The sequence below is a fragment of the Streptomyces sp. NPDC008137 genome, assembly GCF_042957035.1.
Lineage (GTDB): Bacteria > Actinomycetota > Actinomycetes > Streptomycetales > Streptomycetaceae > Streptomyces.
This window is the reverse complement of the sequence record NZ_JBIBHN010000004.1, coordinates 221307-239697: the sequence shown is the minus strand read 5'-3', so window position 1 is coordinate 239697 and position 18391 is coordinate 221307. Positions and strand designations below refer to the sequence as shown.

Below are 18391 nucleotides of genomic sequence, written 5' to 3'. Positions count from 1 at the left end.
TCAGCTGGGGCGCGTCGTGTCGCCGAGGATCTGCTCGCGAAGGATCTCGGCGTGGCCGCAGTGCTGGGCCAGCTCGCGCAGTGTGTGGAGGTAGATCCAGCGCAGGGGCAGCGGGCCCCGGCGGTTGCCGTGGAGCAGGTCGTCCAGCGTCAGCTTCTCCGTGGCCCGGCGGGACGCCGCGCACGCCTGCCGGTGGGCATCCTGGATCGAGGCGACCGTGTCGTCGTCGTGGAGGTCGAACGACTCGTCGGGCGAGTCGGGAATGCCGATCTCACTACGTGACCGGCAGGTGATCGCCTCGTCGAACCAGACCTTCTCGACGAACGTGGCGTGCTTGACCAGGCCGAGCAGGGTGGTCTTGGACGGGACCAGCGACCGGCGTGCCTGCTCCTCGGTCAGCCCGTCGAGACTGTCGTGCAGCGCGGATCGATGCTCATCGAGGAAGACCTCGAACTGGTCGCGGAACGCCGCGTGGAACACGGCGGGCTCTGTCGTTGACTCGAAGACCATGCCCGCAACGATAGGCCGCGCGACCTTTCTCGAAGGCCCCGGGAGAGCATCGTCGACGACCGGCCCGGGGCGTTCCAGGCTCGGCGGTGTCCAGTCGGCGTGGCGCAGGATGGCGTGGACGGACGCGCGGGAGGGGACCAGGCGGAGGGCCGTGTTGCGCAGGGCGACGGCCAAGGGGTGCGTGAGGCGCTGGCCCATCCGGCCGGCCTGACGGGCGGCGTGGGCCACGGACTGGCTGCGCGGGCGGCGCTCGGCGTCGTACCGGGCCAGTGCCGAATCGACCGTGGGCTCGGTGGCGAGGGCGGCGGCCAGGGTGGCCGCGTCCTCCAGTGCCTGGCAGGCGCCCTGCCCGAGGTTGGGGGTCATGGCGTGGGCGGCGTCGCCGAGGAGCACCACCCGGCCTTCGACGAACGTGGGCAGAGGCGTTGCCAGTTCGTGGATGTCGTGGTGCAGGACGGCGTCCGGCCGGGTGGCGTCGAGCAGCGCGGGGATCGGATCGTGCCAGTCGCCGAAGCGCCGGCGCAGCACCGCGAGGGCGTCCGGATGCCGTATGCCCGGCGGCGAGTTGAGCACGGCGTGCCACTCGGCCCGGCCGTCGGGGAAGGCGATGTGGCCGAACTCGGCCCCCTTCCCCCAGGTCAGTTCGAAGTCGGTGCGCAACGACACCGGATGCTCGGTGATGGCACGCAGGACCGTCGATCCGCTGTGGACGGGGCCGGGCATGCCCGGGAACACCTGCGCCCGCAGCCGGCTGTTCACACCGTCGGCGGCCACGACCAGGTCGGCGTCCAGGACGCCGTCGGTGACCGGCACACGGACCCGGCCGGGGCTTGAGCGGTCGACGGCCGAGACCTCGGATCCGATGACCATGGACGAGGGCGGCAGCGCCGCACGCAGCAGGCGGTGCAGTACGGCCCGGGGGATGCCGACGATCGGCGTGCCCAGCTCGCGTTCGAGCACGGCCCCGTCCATGCGCATCAGCCATCTGCCGTCGGGGGTGCGGGTGCCCCCGGTGTACTGGGGCCGGGCGGCCGCGCGTACCGCTCCGCCGACGCCGAGGACGTCCAGGGCGCGGATGCCGTTGGCGTGCAGGGAGATGCCCGCTCCCGCGTCGGCCAGGACGCGAGCGCGTTCGACGACCGTCACGTCCCAGCCGATCCGGCGCAGGCCGATCGCGGCGGCCAGACCGCCGATCCCCGCACCGACCACCACCGCACTGCCGCGCATGCCCGGTCCGCCCCCGCTCACCGTTCTTCTACAGATGTAGAAGGAGTGTACGCCGACATTGCTCCGACCCTCTACAGGTGTAGAACTAGGGGGTGTCCACCGACCGACGCACCCTCCTCGCCGACGCGGCCATCGCCGTGCTCGCCGAGAGCGGGATACGAGGACTGACCCACCGCGCCGTGGACCGGACGGCGAACCTGCCGCCCGGCACCACGTCCGCCTACTACCGCACCCGCCAGGCACTGCTCACCGCACTGGTCCGGCGCCTGGTCGCCCTCGATCAGGCCGAACTCCAGGAGATCGGGGAGCGGACACCGGTGCCGAGGCACGCCGAGGAACTGGTGGCCGGGATCGCCGGCTTCGTGGAGCGGCGGCTCACGGGGGAGGGACGGCGGCGTTCCCTCGCGCGCTACGCGTGCGCCCTCGAGAGCGTGCGCCACCCCGAGTTGCGGGAGATCCTCGTGGCACGCGAGAACGCGGGGCGACAGGTCGTACAGGACTTCCTCACCGCGCAAGGCCTCCCGGACTCCGAGGACCGTACGGTGACGCTGCTGACCTGCGTGGACGGACTGGTCTTCGACCGCCTCGTGAGCGGCGGAAGCGTGTCGGAACGGGAGATCCGCGGACTGGTGATGGCGACGCTGCGATGAAGCGCCGCGTACGGCTACGAGACGGCGACGCCGATCTTCGCCTACGACTCACCCACACCCACACCCACACCCGCACTCGCCGCGCCCCGCCCACCGACGGCACGCACAGCACCCGAGCCGCTCACGCTTTTGGCGGCGCTTCGCGAGAGGTGACTGCCGGGAGCGGTCGAGGATTGACACGACATATGCGGAAGAACAGCTCGCCGCTCCGCCGGAGGAGGCACCTCTATGCGCCGTGCAGGTTTCGTCGTCGCCGCCACGACCGCGCTCACGCTGGGGACCGCCGGCCAGGGCTGGGCGGACACCACCACTGGCGACATCACCACCAGCTGGGGAGACCGGACCCGCGTTCAGCTGACCTGGGCCGACCGCGACTCCTTCCACAACGGTGCCCTCGCCGTCGCCGACCAGACCTGCGACGACCGGTCCGTCCACGCCACCCTCACCGTCCAGACGGGATCCGGCGCGGCCCGCCCTGTGAGCGACCACCACAACACCGGCGGCTGCGGCACGACCGCCGACTTCCAGAACATCGCCGCCACCGACCCGAGCGGCGTCAGAAGCCTCACGATGACCCTGTGCCGCAGCGCGCCCGGAACAGCCGACGAGTGCGAGACGGGATACATCGCGGTGAATCCCTACTACGGCTCCTGACTCGGACCGACGCGCCCCCGGGCGGGACCTCACTCGCGCTTCCCGCCCTCCCTGTGACACCCCGCGGGCCCCTCAGCAGATACAAGATCAGCAGGGCGGTGTGTCGAGGGCGCCGAAGACCTCGGTCTCGGCGTCGCGGTTGGCCACCACGGCTTCGACGACCAGCGGCTGCCGCGTCAGCAGCACGTTCGTGGCGTATCCCGTGGCGGACCCGGCGACAAGTCTCCGCTGACCGGCGCCGTCGGTAACGTGACCGCCGTGATGGTGGGCACCGAAGAGACCCGGCTGGTCGTCCTGCGCGGCAACAGCGCCTCGGGCAAGTCGTCCGTCGCGGCCGCGCTCCGCGAGATGTTCGGCCGCGGGCTGGCCCTGGTCGGCCAGGACAACCTCCGCCGTATCGTCCTGCGTGAGCGGGACCGGCCCGGCGCCGCGAACATCGGCCTGATCGACCTGACGGCCCGCTACGCGCTGGACGCCGGATTCCACGTCGTGGTCGAAGGCATCCTCTACGCCGACCGCTACGGCGACATGCTCGCCCGGCTGCGCGCCGACCACCGCGGCCCGACCCACGGCTACTACCTGGACGTTCCGTTCGCCGAGACCCTCGCCCGGCACGCCGGCAAACCGATCGCCGACGAGGTCAGTGAGGTACAACTGCGCGACTGGCACCGGCCGCTCGATCTGCTGCCGGGCGGGAGCGAGACCGTCATCGGCGCCGGCAGCGCCCTGCACGAGACCGTCGACCGCATCATGCGCGAGACCGGCCTGGACCGCCTTCCCGCACTGGACCGCTGAGCGGTGCGGCTTGACCCGCTCCTGAGCGGATCGAGGTGAACGCCGTGGCGAGATGGTCGAGCAGGGGCGCCGCACAGGGGTGCGGGTCGCGGCGCGGGGTGATCGTGTAGATGCCCCGGGCCGGAGGGTCGACGAGGTCGACCGTGGTGATGTCGCGCGCATGACGTTCCATCAGCGGCACGCCGAGCTGCCGCTCCAGTCCGGCGATCTGCCCGGAGACGGCCGACTGCGTGTGATTCAGCTCGGCGGCAGCGGCCGACAGCGAACCCAGGCGGCACACGGTCACGATGGTTCGGGCACCGCGCTACGCGTGGACGACGCCTGCACCGCCGCCGCGCGCTCAAGCTGATCGCCAACAACAGCCTCGCCGGGGCCGTCCTCGCGCTGCGCGACGCGCTGCGGCAGGCCGACGCCCTCGGCCTGCCCCGCGCCCAAGTGCTGGACGTCCTCGAACTCGGTCGGCTCGGCGGGCTCGTGACCGCCAAGAGACCCTTCCTCGACGGTGAAACAGCCGTCGGCACGGCCGAGTTCACGATCGGTGCGCTGGCCAAGGACATGGCTCTGCTGGCCGCCGCGTCGAACATTCCGCTGCGCTGCGCTGCGCTGCGCGGCCGACCTGGCCGACACCGCTGCCGACCCTGAGGCTGACACCGCCGTTGCCGCCACCGCCCCCGCCGTGCCGGACGCCGTGCTGGAACCGCTGCACGCCTACATGAGCGGGCACGCCACCGGCGAGCCCGCCCACTTCCGTGCTGCCTTCCTGCCGACCGCGCACATCGAGGGAATCCGGGACGGGGTGTTCGTCTCCTGGCGCCTGGACGAGTACTGCGCTCTCTTCCCGGGCCGGCCGGCCCCGGACGAACCGGCCCGCTCCCGCCGTATCGACGCCGTCGACGTCCACGGCACGGTCGCGACCGCCACCATGACGCTGCGCCACGGCACCGACCTCTTCACCGACATCTTCCTTCTGGTCCGTGCCGACGAGGGCTGGCGCATCGCCAACAAGGCCTATCACCGACACTCGTGAGGATCCTTCGCGGAAGCGGACCTCACGAAAGCGGAGACGATGACCACGCAGACGCACCACGTCGACCACGAACTCATCGAGGCGGCGGCGCACATCGCCCGCACCCGCTGCCGCGGCGACCAGCACACCATGGCGGCCGCGGCCCGCGCTCAGGACGGGCGGATCGTCACGGCGGTGAACGTCTACCACTTCACCGGAGGCCCGTGCGCCGAGCTGGCCCTCATCGGCGCGGCAGCCACCCAGGGGATCCACGACCTGGACACGATCGTCGCCGTGGGGGACCGCGACCGGGGGGTCGTCCCGCCGTGCGGCCGGTGCCGTCAGGTCCTTCTCGACTACTTCCCCGCCATCAGGGTCGTCGTCGGCGAGGGCGACCGCCTCCGAACCGTCCGTATCACCGACCTGCTCCCCGAAAGCTATGTCTGGGCCGACCACCTGGACGACACCGAGTAGACCGCCGTTCGGCGGGCCCACCCGGGATGGTCCATCAGCGGATTCCGGTTGCCCTGTACTCGACGGCGGGCGCGGTTTCCTTGAACTGGTTGGTGTCGAAGAGCCGGTTGATGTGGCCGCCGAGCTCCGACCAGTGCTGTCCGGAGAGTTCGGCGGCGGCCCGGGCGTCGCCTCCCGCACAGACGTCGATGAGCTGGTCGTGGTGCTCGATGGTGTTGCGGCCCCCGAGGAGCGTGGAGAACTTGCGGTAGAGGATGCGGTGGATCTGCGGGTGGAGCCGCTCGACGATCCGGCTGAGAACGGGGTTGTCCGCCGCCGTGATGGGGACGGCGTGGAAGCGGTCGTCGGCTGCCAGGGCGGCGTCGGTGTCGTTGGCGGCGACGGCCCGTTCGAAGTCCCGGTTGGCCTCGCGCATGCGCTCCCGGTCCTGCTCGGTCATCACCGGCACGGCCGTCTCGATGGCGAGCTGGTCGAGGGAGCGCAGGACGGCGAGGGTCTTCTCCACGTCGCGGCGGTTGAGGGTGGTGATCCGTGTGTAGACGCCGGGTTTGGACTCGACCAGACCGATGTCCGCGAGCCGGGCGAGCGCCTCGCGCACCGGGGTGCGGCTGAGGCCGAGACGCTCGGCGAGTTCGCCGTCCTTGACCTTTTCCCCGGGGGCGAGTTCGCCGCGCACGATGGAGTCGCGCAGACGGTGGAAGACCTCGTCGCTGAGGAGACGGCGGGAGACAGGGCTGTCGAGTGACATATTGCGTACAGTACATCGGTCGCCGCGCGGCCTTCCCGATCACCCACCCTCCTCCTCATGCCGTGCGTATCCGGCGGACCAGGGCCTGAGCCAGGACGACGGCCGGGTCGACGAGGGGGACCTCGACCGTTCCGGAGGACAGCCCGAGCGGGATCTCCGTGCAGCCCGCGATGATCACTTGCGCCCCCTGGGCCGTGAGTCCGCGCGCGGCACGCGTCAGCGGCTCGGTCGCCGTGGTGTCGTGCCGGCCGGCCTTCACCGCGTGGATGGCGGCCATGACCTCGTCCCGCTGGCTGTCGGGGCCGGGCAGCACGAGGCTGATGCCGAAGCGGTCCAGCCACTCCTGATAGAGGCCCGCACGGACGGTTCCGGTCGTGGCGAGCAGCCCGGCGGTGTGCACAGGGGGCCGTAGGGCGGACAGGTGCCGTGCGACCTCGCCGATCATGTGGACGATGGGCAGGCCCACATGGCCGGCGATGCGGGGGACGAAAGCGTGGGCGGTGTTGCAGGGGATGGCGATGACGGTGGCGCCCGCCTCGCGCAGGACACGCCCGCCGTGGAGGAGCCACGGTGTCGGGTCTGGGCCGTCCCCGATCAGGGCCGCGGTGCGGTCGGGGATGGTGGGGTCTGACCAGATGACTGTCCTGAGGTGGTCCTGGTCGCTGCTGCCCGGGGTCATCGACACCAGCTTGGCGTAGAAGTCGGCGGTGGCGGCCGGGCCCATGCCGCCGAGGATGCCGATGATCTCCGAGGGGGAGGCGGTCACCGGACGGGTTCCTTCTGGAGGTTCGTGGCCTCGGTCCCGGCCGGGGTGCGGGGGAGGTCGTCGGCACCGCGTTTGGCCTCGCGCCGTTTCTCGGAGCTGTCGACGACGGCGGCGGCGAGTGAGTTGCCGATGACGTTCACGCCGGTGCGGGCCATGTCGACGATGAAGTCGACGCCCAGGAGCAGGGCGATGCCTTCGGCGGGCAGGCCGATGGAGTTGCCGGCGGCGATGAGTACGACGATGGAGGCGGAGGCGACACCGGCCATGCCCTTGGAGAGGATCACCAGCACGCCGACCATGAGGAGCAGGGCGGGCAGCGAGGTGTCGGCGCCGTAGGCGTTGGCGAGGAAGACCAGGGCGGCGGCCTGGTACAGGACCGAGCCGTCGGTGTTGAAGGAGTACCCGAGAGGGACGACGAACGAGGTCGTCGACCGGCTGAGGCCGAACGCCTCGAGCCTGCCCATCAGCGGGGCCAGCACCGATTCGGAGCTGCGGGTGACGAAGGCGATTCCGGCCAGCCCGGCGATCGACTTCATCAGTTCGACGTAGCGGATGCGGTAGAACGCGGCGATGAGCGGGAACAGCACGCCGATGACGATGGCCAGTCCGGCGTAGACCACGGCGATGAAGCCCAGCAGGCTGCGCAGGTTGCCGAAGCCGTAGTGGGCGACGTCGTAGGAGATGAAGCCGAGCACGCCCATGGGCGCGATGCGGATGACGTAGCCGACGACTCTGAACATCACCGAGGCGACGGACTCCAGGACGGCGGCGAAAGGCTCGGACTTCTCCCCGATCGCGGCCATGGCGACGCCCACGAGCAGGGCGAAGACGATCGCGCCGAGCAGATTGCCTTCACCGAACGCGGCGAAGATGTTCTTCGGGAAGGCGTGCAGGACCAGTTCGTGGAAGTCGATGCCCTGGCTCATGCCGTCCAGGTCCTTGGCATCGGCCCCTTCGACCGGGGCGCCCTTGCCGATGCCCGTGAACTTCGCCAGGCCCACCGCGATCAGCAGGATGACCGTGGTGACGATCTCGAAGTAGAGGATGGCCTTTCCGGCGATCCGGCCGACCTTCTTGACCGACTCCATGCGGGCGATGCCCAGCACGATGAGCGGGAAGACCAGCGGCAGGACCACGACCTGCACCAGGTTCAGGAACACCTCCCCGAGGATCTTCAGCTGCTCGCCGGCCGAGGGGGTGAGAGATCCGATCAGGGCTCCGAGGCCGACGGCGATGATCGACTGGATTCCGATCGGCATGTTCCGGCAGCGCCGCCAGAACCCTGCGCGCCGGGCCGGTGGGGTGTCTGTGCTGGTGGGACGGGGGTGATCGGTGCCCATGGGACTCCTGCCATATGCAATATATTGCGTTCTGCGTGTTGGCGGGTAACACTGAGGCCGGAAGCGGGGGCCTGTCAAGGGGCCCGCACGGACGAGGAGCATCAGATGGCGCGGAGCACACGCATCGAGCACGACCTGGTGGGAGACAAGGAGGTCCCCGCCGGCGCCTACTACGGCGTACACACCGTGCGGGCCGTGGAGAACTTCGCGATCACCGGCTCGACCATCGCCCGGTTCCCCGACCTGATCGCCGCGCTGGCCGCCGTCAAACAAGCCGCCGCGCAGGCCAACCGTGATCTCGGTCTGCTGCCGCCGGACATCGCCGGGGCGATCATCGGCGCGTGCGACGAGATCCGCGCCGGACGGTTGCACGAGCAGTTCGTCGTCGACCCCGTCCAGGGCGGGGCCGGCACGTCGACGAACATGAACGCCAACGAGGTCATCGCCAACCGCGCCCTGGAGATCCTCGGCCACCCGCGCGGCCGCTACGACGTGATCCACCCACTCGACCACGTCAACGTCGGACAGAGCACCAACGACGTCTATCCCACCGCCGTACGTCTGGCCCTGGTCGCCTCACTGCGTCGGCTCGGCGACTCCCTGGGGGCGCTGGCCACGGCCTTCACCGACAAGGCGACGGACTTCGGCGACGTACTGAAGATGGGCCGCACCCAGCTCCAGGACGCGGTTCCCATGACGCTGGGCCAGGAGTTCACCACCTACGCCGTCATGATCGAGGAGGACCGCCGGCGGCTCACCGAGGCCGCCACCCTGCTGCTGGAGTCCCACCTCGGCGGCACCGCGATCGGCACCGGCATCAACGGCCACCCCCGCTACGCCGGACTCGCCCGCGCGTACCTCGCGGAGATCAGCGGCGAACCCGTCCGGCCCGCGGGCGACTTCATCGAAGCCACCCAGGACTGCGGTGCCTTCGTCCAGCTCTCCGGTGTCCTCAAGCGCGTCGCGGTAAAGCTCTCCAAGACGTGCAACGACCTGCGCCTGATGTCCTCCGGCCCCACCGCCGGGCTCGGCGAGATCAACCTGCCGCCGGTGCAAGCCGGTTCCTCCATCATGCCCGGCAAGGTCAACCCGGTGATCCCCGAGGTCGTCAACCAGGTCGCCTTCGAGGTCATCGGCAACGACCTGACCGTCACCATGGCCGCGGAAGCCGGACAGCTCCAGCTCAACGCGTTCGAACTCGTCATCGCCTACAGCCTGCTGCGCTCCCTGACCCAGCTGCGCGCCGCCTGCGACACGCTCGCCGTTCGCTGCGTCCCCGGCATCACCGCCAATCGCGAGCACCTCCGCGACACGGTCCACCGCTCCATCGGCCTCGTGACCGCCCTCGCCCCGCACGTGGGCTACGCCGCCGCCACCACGCTGGCCCGCCAGGCCCTCGCCACGGGCCGTGGCATCAAGGATCTGGCCGCGGAAGCGGGTCTGCTCACCGCCGAGGAGCTGGAAACGATCCTGCGCCCGGAGAACCTCACCGGGCAGGCGCCCGTGCCGGACGCTCGGGCCGTACTGCCCGCGTAGGAATCAGGTCCGGCTCGCCACCCATCCCGACGTGACCCCGAGCACCGGGCGGCCACGGGTATCACCAGCAGCTGCAGACTCCTCACCCCGCCGCGCAGGACGAGGAGTTCCGGGCCGCACGACTCCCGGTCAGCAGCTTGCCGCTGAGGGGGGCCGCCGTTCCCCCACCCGCGTCGCCTGCTCGAAGGCGTGTCCCGCCCTCAGCACGGCCGCGTCCCCCCGGTGCGGCCCCACCACCTGGAGCCCGACCGGCAGCCCGGCCGGGGTGAAGCCGGCCGGGACCGACAGGGCCGGGCAGCCGGTCATGGTGATCAGGTAGGCCGAGCGCATCCAGTCACTGGCCCAGGGCACGCCCACCAGAACCGCCGCCGCGTCGGCAGACCTCATGCCCGCGTTCGAAGGCGCCGGACTCGCTCGCCCCGACCGCCTCTTGGTGAACATCCTGGCCGAGGACGGGCGGTGCACCTACGACGAACTGGCCCGGGTCTCCGGCGTGTCCGAGGCCACCGCCCGACGCCGGCTGGGCGCCCTGCGCCGGGAGGGGCGCGTCCGCGTCCGGGCCGTGACGGAACCGGTGCTGCTCGGACTGCCGGTGGAGGCCGTGCTGTGGGTGCGTGCCGTCCCGGCGGGGGTCGACAGGGTGGCGGCGGCGCTCTCCGGCTCCCCGCACGTCCGGTACGTCAGCTTCGTCACCGGCGAACGTCAACTGCTCACCCTGACCGCCTTTCCGGACGAGGCCGCCCTCCACGACTTCGTGACCCGCTCTCCGTGGCTGGACGAGGCGGCGTCCGTGGATGTGTCGATGGTCCTCGGATCTCTGAAGCGGGGCGGGATGCTCGCGCCGTGGCTGCCCGGCTGACGTTCCACCCGCCGGCGATACATCGGATGCCGTTCACAGCATCACGTGCTTGACCTGCGTGTAGTCGAGCAGACCGGTGAGCGAGAGGTCGCTGCCGTACCCGGAATGGCGTACGCCGCCGTGCGGCATCTCCGAGACCGTCGTGCCGGTGGGTGTCGACCCAGACGATGCCGGTCCGCAGCGCGCGGCTCGCCCGCATGGCCCGGTCGTGGTCGCGAGTCCAGACGCCGGCCGCGAGCCCCTGGGGCACGCCGTTGGCCAGGCGGAAGGCCTCGGACTCGTCGCTGAGGGGCTGGACGGTGACGACCGGGCCGAACACCCGGCGCTCACCTCCGTATGGCGCCATGTCTCCACCGCACTCGGCCTGCCGGACACCGTCCCGACGGAGTGAATCCCCGGCCGGCTGTCACAGGCCGACACGCGGCAGATCGTCAGAGCGTGATCGGCAGGTCCTCGCGTGCCTGCTCGAGATCGTCCTCCCAGATCCACAGCCGGTGCTGGGGTGGCACCTGGTGGTAGCCGTACAGGCCGACCTCGGTCAGGGTTCGCAGGTCCACGCACACCCGCTGGTAAGCCTGGCCGATGGTCTTGGCCGGATCGTTCACCTCACGGGCACCGAGCTTGATGCAGGCCCGGTATTCGTATCCCAGCAGGAGGTCCTGTCCGAACTGGGCCCAGACACCGAGCTGCTGGGTCCACGCCGACTCCGCCTCCTCAAGCAGGAGGTTCAGGTCGCCGGTGGGCGGGATGGAGGGGTAGATGAGGAAGGTCGCAGCCCAGCCGAGAGCCACCATGTCCAGGTTGAACGTCCGCCGGCGCGGGTCGTCACGTGGCGGCAGGGGGTCGGACGAACCGCCGCTGAACCAGGGCGCGGTGTAGGCGAGGAGGCGTCCGTTGCTCTCGACGAGCTCGCCGGTGGCGATCACGGCCAGCTTGCGCTGGGAGCCGTCGGGGCGGACCAGACGAGTGGCCACCATGTCCGAGTGGGCCTCGGCCGCCGCCTTGCCGGCTGCCTGATGCCGCTGTGCTGCGTCGGGAGTGATCCGGGAGACGAGATAGTCACGCAGGTCTTGCGGCAGTGCGTCATAGGTGCCGTCCAGCAGTCGCTCCTTGGTGCGGTCCAGAGCGGCCTGGGCGGTGGCGGGGGCGCCGCCGAATTCGCTTTCCGGGGTGTCGATGGACACCATGCGAATCGCCATTGCGATATTCGGAGTGTCGCCGTCGGTAACACTCAGGAATCTGTAATCTTTGGCAGGCCGACTGGGGCCCACGAAGCCGAGATCGATCATGGTCTTGTTCCGGTCTCATGTGACTGCGTATGTCAATGCGCGCAAGCTCCGGCGCCCCGGAATTACTTCGGCGTTCAACCGCGACCGGCTTCATCGGCTCTGAGGTGAAAACTGCCGGTCACGCCTGGGCTTTGCGACCTCAAGTCGGTAAGCCCCCGTCACTCCGGCATTTATGAGTGAGATTGCTCTATCCATTATGTGCCGCAAGGGAGGTCAACGCCACCGCTCTGTAACGGTTGGCGATTCAATGAGCGCACATCACAAGATGGCTCCAGCAGCCCGCGCCGCAGGGGGACGGCGCCGTCCCGGGGCCCTCGTATCTTTCGCCGGGCGCTGCCTACTTGAGGGAGGAGCGCGCCACTTCCACGCCGATCTGCCGCCCTTGAGCCGCTGAGTCGTCCGCGTGTCAGAATGTCGCCCGTGACCGGATCGTCTTCCCCGCCCAACTCCGAAGGCCCGTCTGGCAATCACGGCCTGGGTCCCCGTGCCGCTGTCACGCTCGTGTTCGCCTCCTCCGCCGCGGTCCTGGTGGTCGAGATCGTGGCTCTGCGGCTGCTGGCGCCCTACCTCGGGCTCACCCTCGAGACCAGCACCATGGTGATCGGCATCGCCCTCACCGCTATCGCCTTCGGGTCCTGGCTGGGCGGGCGTATCGCCGACCTGGTCGATCCGCGACGGCTTCTGGGTCCTTCGCTCGGAATCTCGGGAGCGGTCGTGGCACTCACACCCGCAGTGCTGCGCACCACCGCGGAGTGGGGGCCGGTGATGCTCCTGCTGGTCGCGTCGCTGACCATCCTCGTGCCGGGCGCGCTGCTCTCCGCGATGACGCCGATCGTCACCAAGTTGCGTCTCACCAGCCTCGCCGAGACCGGAACGGTCGTCGGCCGGCTCTCCGGCGTCGGCACTGTCGGCGCCATCGTCGGCACGGTCCTCACCGGCTTCGTCCTCGTGTCGCGGTTGCCGGTGAGCGGCATACTGATCGGCCTCGGAACACTGCTGGTGGCCGGCTCGGCGCTGGTCGAGTGGCGAACGCGCGGGTGGAGCGGCACCCCCGCCCTGACACTCGTGGTGGTTGCCGGCGGACTCGCCGCCGTGGTCGCGCCCGGTGACTGCGACACGGAGACCAAGTACCACTGCGCACGGGTCGTCGCGGACCCGGACCGAGGCAGCGGTCGCACACTCGTCCTGGACGGCCTGCGGCACTCCTACGTGGACCTGGACGACCCGGCCTTCCTGAAGTTCGCGTATGTTCGCGCCATCGCGTCGGTCGTCGACGCCGGCTTTCCCGCAGGTGAGTCGCTCACTGCCCACCACCTCGGTGGCGGCGGGCTCACCCTTCCCCGTTACCTCGCGGCCACGCGGCCCGGGACGCGCAGCCTCGTATCCGAGATCGACAGCGGGGTCATACGTATCAACCGCGACCGACTCGGTCTGACCCCGGGAGCCGGTGTCGACGTACGCGTCGAGGACGGCAGACTCGGCCTTCGGCGACTGGACGACGGCAGTCGTGACCTGGTCGTCGGCGACGCGTTCGGGGGCGTCAGCGTGCCGTGGCACCTCACCACGGTGGAAGCGATGACTGACGTACGGCGGGTGCTCAGCGAGGACGGCCTGTACGTCGCCAACCTCATCGATCACGGTCGTATGGCGTTCGCGCGTGCCGAAGTGGCCACCCTCGGCTCGGTTTTCCAGCACGTCGCCCTGGTCGGCGAACCCTCGGACATCGGCCTTGACCCGACTGCCACCGCCGAGGGCGGCAATGTGGTGGTGCTCGCCTCCAACCGTCCCGTCGACCTGCCGGCGCTCCAAAAGGCGCTGGACGCCCGGCAAACCGGCTGGAAGATCGCCGCAGGCGACGACCTCACCTCCTGGACCGCCGATGCACGGCCGCTCACCGACGACTACGCACCGGTCGACCAGCTCCTCCAGCCCTCCGGCCCACAGAGCAGCCAGTGACTGACCGTGTGCGGTCCGGGGCTTGCGGGGCGATGGGTGACCCCGCTCCCCGGCACCTTCAGCCCGGAGACGAGCGCGAGGGCGGTCATGTCCGCAGCGGACACCGCCTTCCGCGACTGATCTAGCCTTCGTAACGCGGCGTCCACTGCGCCCGCGCGACCGCCTTGCGCAGCTCCTCCTCCGTGGCCGCCGGGGCCACCCCGTCCTCGACGGCGGCGAGGGCCGCGGCCAGGGCGATCTCGCGGGCGGAGTCCCGCATCCCGGTCAGGGGCGGCAGCAGCGGCACGGGCCCGTCACCGCCGTCCGCCGCCCGGACCGCGCACTCGGCGACGGCACGCGCGGCGGCCACGAGCATGCGGTCGGTGACGCGCGTGGCGCGGCCGGCGGTCACCGCGAGCCCCATGGCCGGGAAGACGTACACGTTGTTGGACTGCGCAACCGGCACCTCGTGCCCGTCCACCGTGAGCGGCGGGAAGGGCGAGCCGGTGGCGATCAGCGCCCGGCCGTCGGTCCAGCGGGTGAGGTCCGCGGGCTCCGCCTCGGAGTGGGAGGTGGGGTTGGAGAGCGGGAAGACGACGGGTCGTTCGCACGTCGAGGCCATCTGCCGCACGATCTCCTCGGTGAACGCGCCGTGCGCCGTCGACAGCCCGATGAGCGCCGTCGGCTCGACGCGGCGGACCACCTCGGCGAGGCCGGTGCCGTCCCAGCCGGTCACCTCGCTGTCGTCGCGTGCGAACACCCGCTGCTGTGGCGTCAGTTCGGAGCGCGAGGTCACCAGCAGGCCGTCGACGTCGAGGATCCAGAACCGCGCCGTGGCCTCGTCCTCCGACAGTCCCTCTTCGACCATCGCCGTGCGGATCATGTCGGCGACCCCGATGGCCGCCGACCCCGCGCCGAGGATCACCACCCGCTGACCGGGCAGCGGAGTGCCCGCCACGTCCGCCGCGGTGGACAGGGCGCCGAGCGCGACGGCCGCGGTGCCCTGGATGTCGTCGTTGAACGTGAGCAGCCGATCGCGGTAGCGAGCGAGGATCGGATGGGCGTGGGCGGTGGCGAAGTCCTCCCACTGGAGGAGCGTCCCGGGCAGCTCCGCCTCGACCGCCGACACGAAGGCCTCGATCATCTCGTCGTACTCGGCGCCGGTCAGCCTGCGGTCACGCCGGCCCAGATAGCGCGGGTTGTCCAGCAGGGCCTCGTTGTCCGTGCCCACGTCCAGCAGGATCGGCAGCGTACGGGCGGGGTGGATGCCGCCGATCGCCGTGTACAGGCTGAGCTTGCCGATCGGGATGCCCATGCCGCCGACGCCCTGGTCGCCCAGCCCCAGGATGCGCTGCCCGTCGGTGACGACGACGACGTCCACGTCGTGGTCCGGGTACGGGCGGTTGCGCAGGATGTCCCGGAAGCGGTGCCGGTCCTCCCAGCTCAGGAACAGCCCGCGCGGCCGCCGGTAGATCTCGCTGAAGCGCTGACAGGCCTCACCCACCGTCGGCGTGTAGACGACGGGCAGCAGCTCCTCCAGGTACTCCGTGACCAGACGGTAGAAGAGCACCTCGTTGGTGTCCTGCAACTGCCGCAGATAGATGTGCCGGTTGAGGGGCTTGTCGTAGCCGCGGAACGCCTCGTAGGCGCGGGCGACCTGCTCGTCCAGGGTCTCCACGGCGGGCGGCAGCAGCCCGTCGAGCCCGAGCTCCGCGCGCTCCCGCCGGCTGAAGGCGGTGCCCTTGTTGACCAGCGGGTCGGCCAGGGTCGTGACGGCGGGGCTCGTGGTCGTGCGGGGGCGGTGATTCATGGGCTGGTCCATGAGGTGACGACTTCCCCGCCCCGAACGGCCCAATCGAACGCTCCGGAGGAGGCGGGAGTGGACGAGCGGTGTGACCGTGGTGGAAGGGATGCGCCTGTGTACACGGACGAGGAGGCACGATGGCGGAGGGACTGGTCGAGGGCGGCAGGGCGTGCGCTGCCACCACGGGTTCGGCGGAACCGCCGCCGGAGCGGTCCCGGGACGCCTTCGGGCAGCTGAGCGCCGTCGCCGACGCCGTCCTCTACGAGGGCTACCTCCTCTACCCCTACCGCCGGTCCTCGGCCAAGAACCGCGTCCGATGGCAGTTCGGGGTGCTGTTCCCCCGGGACTGGGTGGAGTCGGACGGCCCCGTCGTCCCCGGTGTATCGGGCTCCGCCGACTCCTGGTATCAGCAGACCGAGTGTCTGCTGCGGATCCGGCGGCCAGGCGACGCCTCGGTCCGCGTGCGGATCCGCTACCTCCAGACGCAGCGCAAGCAGGTGGAGGACAGCGGGCGGCACCCCGTCGCGTCGCTGCGCACCGACGACGGCACGGTTCATCTGACCTTCGACGAGGCGGTACCGCGCGAGTGCGAGGTCGTGGTCCCCCTCGATGAGCTCCTCGGCACGGGACGCACCGTCCCCGTGGGCGCGGCGGCAGGCCTGGACGTCGAGCCGCTGCCCGCGGGCGCCGGGCGGGTGGTACGGCACCGCGACGAGGTACGGGCCGACACCACCGTCACCGCCGAGCGCCTCACCGACGACCTCTGCCGGCTGCGCGTCCGGACGGCCAACACCGGCACCGCACCGGAGGGACGGGCCGCGCGTGACGAGGCCCTGCGACGCGCTCTCATCGCCACGCACACCCTCATCGGCGGCGACGGAGTGGAATTCGTCTCGCTGATCGACCCGCCGGCGGAGCTGGCGGCACCCGCGCGCGCGTGCCGCAACGAGTTCACCTTCCCCGTCCTCGCCGGCGAAGCCGGGGACGCCGAAGGCACCGGGCACCTCCTGCTGTCCGCGCCGATCATCCTGCCCGACCACCCCCAGGTCGCCCCCGAGAGCCCGGGCGACCTGCACGACGCCGCCGAGATCGACGAGATCCTCACCCTGCGCACGATGCTGCTGACCGACGAGGAGAAGCGCGAAGCGCGGGCCACCGACCCCAGGGCGGCAGCGATCCTCGACCGGGTCGACACCATGCCGCAGGAGGTCTTCGAACGGCTGCACGGCGCCGTCCGCTCCCTGGCACCGGTCGCTCCGGCGACAACCGCTCCGGCAACCGCCGAACGCCCCGCCTGGTGGCAGGAGGGCGCCGACGACGGTCTCTCCCCGACCACCGACACCGTGCTAGTCGGCGGCGTGCCCCTCGGCGGCGGAAGCAGCGTCCGGCTCCGACCCCGCGGACGGGGCGCCGACGCCCAGGACATGTTCCTGGCCGGCCGGACCGCCGAGGTCGCCGCCGTCTTCCACGACGTGGACGGCAGCGTGCACCTCGCCGTCACCCTCGACGACGACCCCGCGGCCGAACTGCACACCTGGTACGGCCGCTTCCTCTACTTCCGGCCCGACGAGCTCGAACCGCTCGTGCCCGCCGGAAACCCGGACGAGCCGTCGGCACCGGCTCCCGCCGCGGCACCAGCGCGGCACACGACCGACTCCGAGACCCCCACAGCGGAGGCCGACTGACATGACAACGAACAGCAGTACAGCCGAGGTCAGCAAGGAACCCGACCGCGCCGAGGACCGTCAGGGCTTCGACGAGATCACCATCCTCTGGATCTCCGAGGGCATGAGCTGCGACGGCGACACCGTCTCGCTGACCGCTGCCGACCAGCCCTCCATCGAGGACCTGGTGCTCGGTCTGATCCCGGGCCTGCCGAAGGTGAACCTGGTCAACAAGGTGCTCTCCCCGAGCCTGGGCGGCGAGGACTTCCTCGCTCCCTACCGGGCCGCCGTACGCGGCGACCTCGCCCCGTTCATCCTCGTCATCGAGGGCTCGGTCCCCAACCAGAACATCATCGAGGGCGACGGCTACTGGACGTCCTTCGGCAACGACCCGGAGACCGGCGAGCCGCAGCCCCTGAACTGGTGGATCGACCAACTGGCCCCCAAGGCCTGGGCGGTGGTGGCCGCCGGCACCTGCGCCACCTTCGGCGGCATCCACGCCATGTCCGGCAACCCCACCGGCTGCATGGGCCTCGCCGACTACCTCGGCTGGGACTACACCTCGCAGGGCGGGCTGCCCATCGTCAACGTGCCCGGCTGCCCGATCCAGCCCGAGAACTTCATGGAGACCCTGGTCTGGGTCCTCTACCACGCGGCCGGTTCCGCGCCCCCGCCGCCGCTGGACCACATGCTGCGCCCGCAGTGGCTGTTCGGGAAGACGGTCCACGAGGGCTGCGACCGCGGCTCGTACTACGAGCAGGGCAGCTTCGCCAAGGACTACAACTCGCCCAAGTGCCTGGTCAAGACAGGCTGTTGGGGTCCGGTCGTCAACTGCAACGTGCCCAAGCGCGGCTGGATGGCCGGCATCGGCGGCTGCCCGAACGTCGGCGGCATCTGCATCGGCTGCACGATGCCCGGCTTCCCCGACGCGTTCATGCCGTTCATGGACGAGCCTCCCGGCAGCACCCTGTCGTCGATGGTCGTCAAGCCGTACGGGGCCGTCATTCGCCGGCTGCGCGGCGTGACCAACGAACTGGTCAACCACGAGCCCAGGTGGCGCCACAACAAGCGCAAGCTGACCAGCGGCTACGACCCGCACTGGCGGTCCTCGTGACGCCCGCCGCGCGCACGGGC

Annotated in this window: 16 protein-coding genes and 4 pseudogenes; 10 read left to right on the top strand and 10 right to left on the bottom strand. The window is 70.7% G+C overall.

Annotated elements, in window-relative coordinates:
* A pseudogene (locus ACFZBT_RS09235) lies at positions 1 to 438 on the bottom strand (DinB family protein); the annotation flags it as partial.
* A gap of 147 nt (positions 439 to 585) precedes the next feature.
* A pseudogene (locus tag ACFZBT_RS09230) lies at positions 586 to 1737 on the bottom strand (FAD-dependent monooxygenase); the annotation flags it as partial.
* A gap of 92 nt (positions 1738 to 1829) precedes the next feature.
* Here ACFZBT_RS09230 and ACFZBT_RS09225 point away from each other — a divergent pair.
* The 3 genes from ACFZBT_RS09225 (at position 1830) to ACFZBT_RS09215 (ending at position 3836) form a co-directional block, all read left to right on the top strand.
* The gene (locus ACFZBT_RS09225) at positions 1830 to 2387 is read left to right on the top strand and encodes a TetR/AcrR family transcriptional regulator (RefSeq protein ID WP_391100364.1); all 558 of its coding nucleotides are present in this window, start codon (positions 1830 to 1832) and stop codon (positions 2385 to 2387) included.
* A gap of 228 nt (positions 2388 to 2615) precedes the next feature.
* A complete protein-coding gene (locus tag ACFZBT_RS09220; RefSeq protein WP_391100361.1) occupies positions 2616 to 3041 on the top strand; it encodes a hypothetical protein in 426 nt (141 codons plus the stop codon).
* A 261-nt stretch (positions 3042 to 3302) separates the two neighbouring features.
* Positions 3303 to 3836: an AAA family ATPase gene (locus tag ACFZBT_RS09215; protein WP_391100359.1), complete on the top strand. Its 534-nt coding sequence runs from the start codon at positions 3303 to 3305 to the stop codon at positions 3834 to 3836.
* On the opposite strand, the gene ACFZBT_RS09210 is transcribed toward ACFZBT_RS09215, so the two are convergent.
* Complete coding sequence (locus ACFZBT_RS09210; protein ID WP_391100356.1) at positions 3790 to 4122, bottom strand: LysR family transcriptional regulator; 333 nt, start codon at positions 4120 to 4122, stop codon at positions 3790 to 3792. The genes ACFZBT_RS09215 and ACFZBT_RS09210 overlap by 47 nt on opposite strands.
* A 9-nt stretch (positions 4123 to 4131) precedes the next feature.
* Here ACFZBT_RS09210 and ACFZBT_RS09205 point away from each other — a divergent pair.
* Positions 4132 to 4863 (top strand): annotated as a pseudogene (locus ACFZBT_RS09205) (nuclear transport factor 2 family protein); the annotation flags it as partial.
* A 39-nt stretch (positions 4864 to 4902) separates the two neighbouring features.
* Positions 4903 to 5316, top strand: a complete 414-nt coding sequence (locus ACFZBT_RS09200; protein ID WP_391100353.1) for a cytidine deaminase — start codon at positions 4903 to 4905, stop codon at positions 5314 to 5316.
* A 34-nt stretch (positions 5317 to 5350) separates the two neighbouring features.
* On the opposite strand, the gene ACFZBT_RS09195 is transcribed toward ACFZBT_RS09200, so the two are convergent.
* Genes ACFZBT_RS09195 through ACFZBT_RS09185 form a run of 3 tightly spaced genes read right to left on the bottom strand, consistent with a single transcriptional unit; the run spans position 5351 to position 8089 of the window.
* Positions 5351 to 6064 (bottom strand): FCD domain-containing protein, encoded by a 714-nt coding sequence (locus ACFZBT_RS09195; RefSeq protein ID WP_391100350.1) that lies wholly within the window; start codon positions 6062 to 6064, stop codon positions 5351 to 5353.
* A 55-nt stretch (positions 6065 to 6119) separates the two neighbouring features.
* Complete coding sequence (locus ACFZBT_RS09190; RefSeq protein ID WP_391100348.1) at positions 6120 to 6830, bottom strand: amino acid racemase; 711 nt, start codon at positions 6828 to 6830, stop codon at positions 6120 to 6122.
* Positions 6827 to 8089: a cation:dicarboxylate symporter family transporter gene (locus ACFZBT_RS09185; protein ID WP_391100346.1), complete on the bottom strand. Its 1263-nt coding sequence runs from the start codon at positions 8087 to 8089 to the stop codon at positions 6827 to 6829. Before ACFZBT_RS09185 ends, ACFZBT_RS09190 begins: the two co-directional genes overlap by 4 nt.
* Before the next feature lie 186 nt (positions 8090 to 8275).
* Between ACFZBT_RS09185 and ACFZBT_RS09180 the strand changes: the two genes are divergently transcribed.
* Positions 8276 to 9706, top strand: coding sequence for an aspartate ammonia-lyase (locus tag ACFZBT_RS09180; RefSeq protein WP_391100343.1), 1431 nt, complete (start codon positions 8276 to 8278; stop codon positions 9704 to 9706).
* 129 nt (positions 9707 to 9835) lie between these two features.
* On the opposite strand, the gene ACFZBT_RS09175 is transcribed toward ACFZBT_RS09180, so the two are convergent.
* Positions 9836 to 10093 (bottom strand): amidase family protein, encoded by a 258-nt coding sequence (locus ACFZBT_RS09175; protein WP_391100341.1) that lies wholly within the window; start codon positions 10091 to 10093, stop codon positions 9836 to 9838.
* Here ACFZBT_RS09175 and ACFZBT_RS09170 point away from each other — a divergent pair.
* Positions 10092 to 10565: a winged helix-turn-helix transcriptional regulator gene (locus ACFZBT_RS09170; protein ID WP_391100339.1), complete on the top strand. Its 474-nt coding sequence runs from the start codon at positions 10092 to 10094 to the stop codon at positions 10563 to 10565. The genes ACFZBT_RS09175 and ACFZBT_RS09170 overlap by 2 nt on opposite strands.
* A 208-nt stretch (positions 10566 to 10773) precedes the next feature.
* On the opposite strand, the pseudogene ACFZBT_RS09165 reads toward ACFZBT_RS09170, so the two are convergent.
* Together ACFZBT_RS09165 and ACFZBT_RS09160 are read right to left on the bottom strand one after the other, a co-directional pair.
* Positions 10774 to 10911, bottom strand: a pseudogene (locus ACFZBT_RS09165) (aldehyde dehydrogenase family protein); the annotation flags it as partial.
* An 85-nt stretch (positions 10912 to 10996) separates the two neighbouring features.
* Complete coding sequence (locus ACFZBT_RS09160) at positions 10997 to 11764, bottom strand: thermonuclease family protein (RefSeq protein ID WP_391100336.1); 768 nt, start codon at positions 11762 to 11764, stop codon at positions 10997 to 10999.
* A 501-nt stretch (positions 11765 to 12265) separates the two neighbouring features.
* Between ACFZBT_RS09160 and ACFZBT_RS09155 the strand changes: the two genes are divergently transcribed.
* Positions 12266 to 13810 carry a fused MFS/spermidine synthase gene (locus ACFZBT_RS09155; protein ID WP_391100334.1) on the top strand — a complete coding sequence of 515 codons (1545 nt, stop codon included), beginning with the start codon at positions 12266 to 12268 and terminating at the stop codon, positions 13808 to 13810.
* 121 nt (positions 13811 to 13931) lie between these two features.
* Here ACFZBT_RS09155 and ACFZBT_RS09150 read toward each other — a convergent pair whose 3' ends face one another.
* A complete protein-coding gene (locus tag ACFZBT_RS09150) occupies positions 13932 to 15611 on the bottom strand; it encodes an oxaloacetate-decarboxylating malate dehydrogenase (protein WP_391100331.1) in 1680 nt (559 codons plus the stop codon).
* A gap of 119 nt (positions 15612 to 15730) precedes the next feature.
* On the opposite strand from ACFZBT_RS09150, the gene ACFZBT_RS09145 reads away from it, so the two are divergent.
* Together ACFZBT_RS09145 and ACFZBT_RS09140 are read left to right on the top strand one after the other, a co-directional pair.
* A complete protein-coding gene (locus tag ACFZBT_RS09145) occupies positions 15731 to 17278 on the top strand; it encodes a hypothetical protein (RefSeq protein WP_391100328.1) in 1548 nt (515 codons plus the stop codon).
* 1 nt (position 17279) lies between these two features.
* Complete coding sequence (locus tag ACFZBT_RS09140; RefSeq protein ID WP_391100326.1) at positions 17280 to 18371, top strand: hydrogenase expression protein HypE; 1092 nt, start codon at positions 17280 to 17282, stop codon at positions 18369 to 18371.
* Positions 18372 to 18391 lie beyond the last annotated feature (20 nt).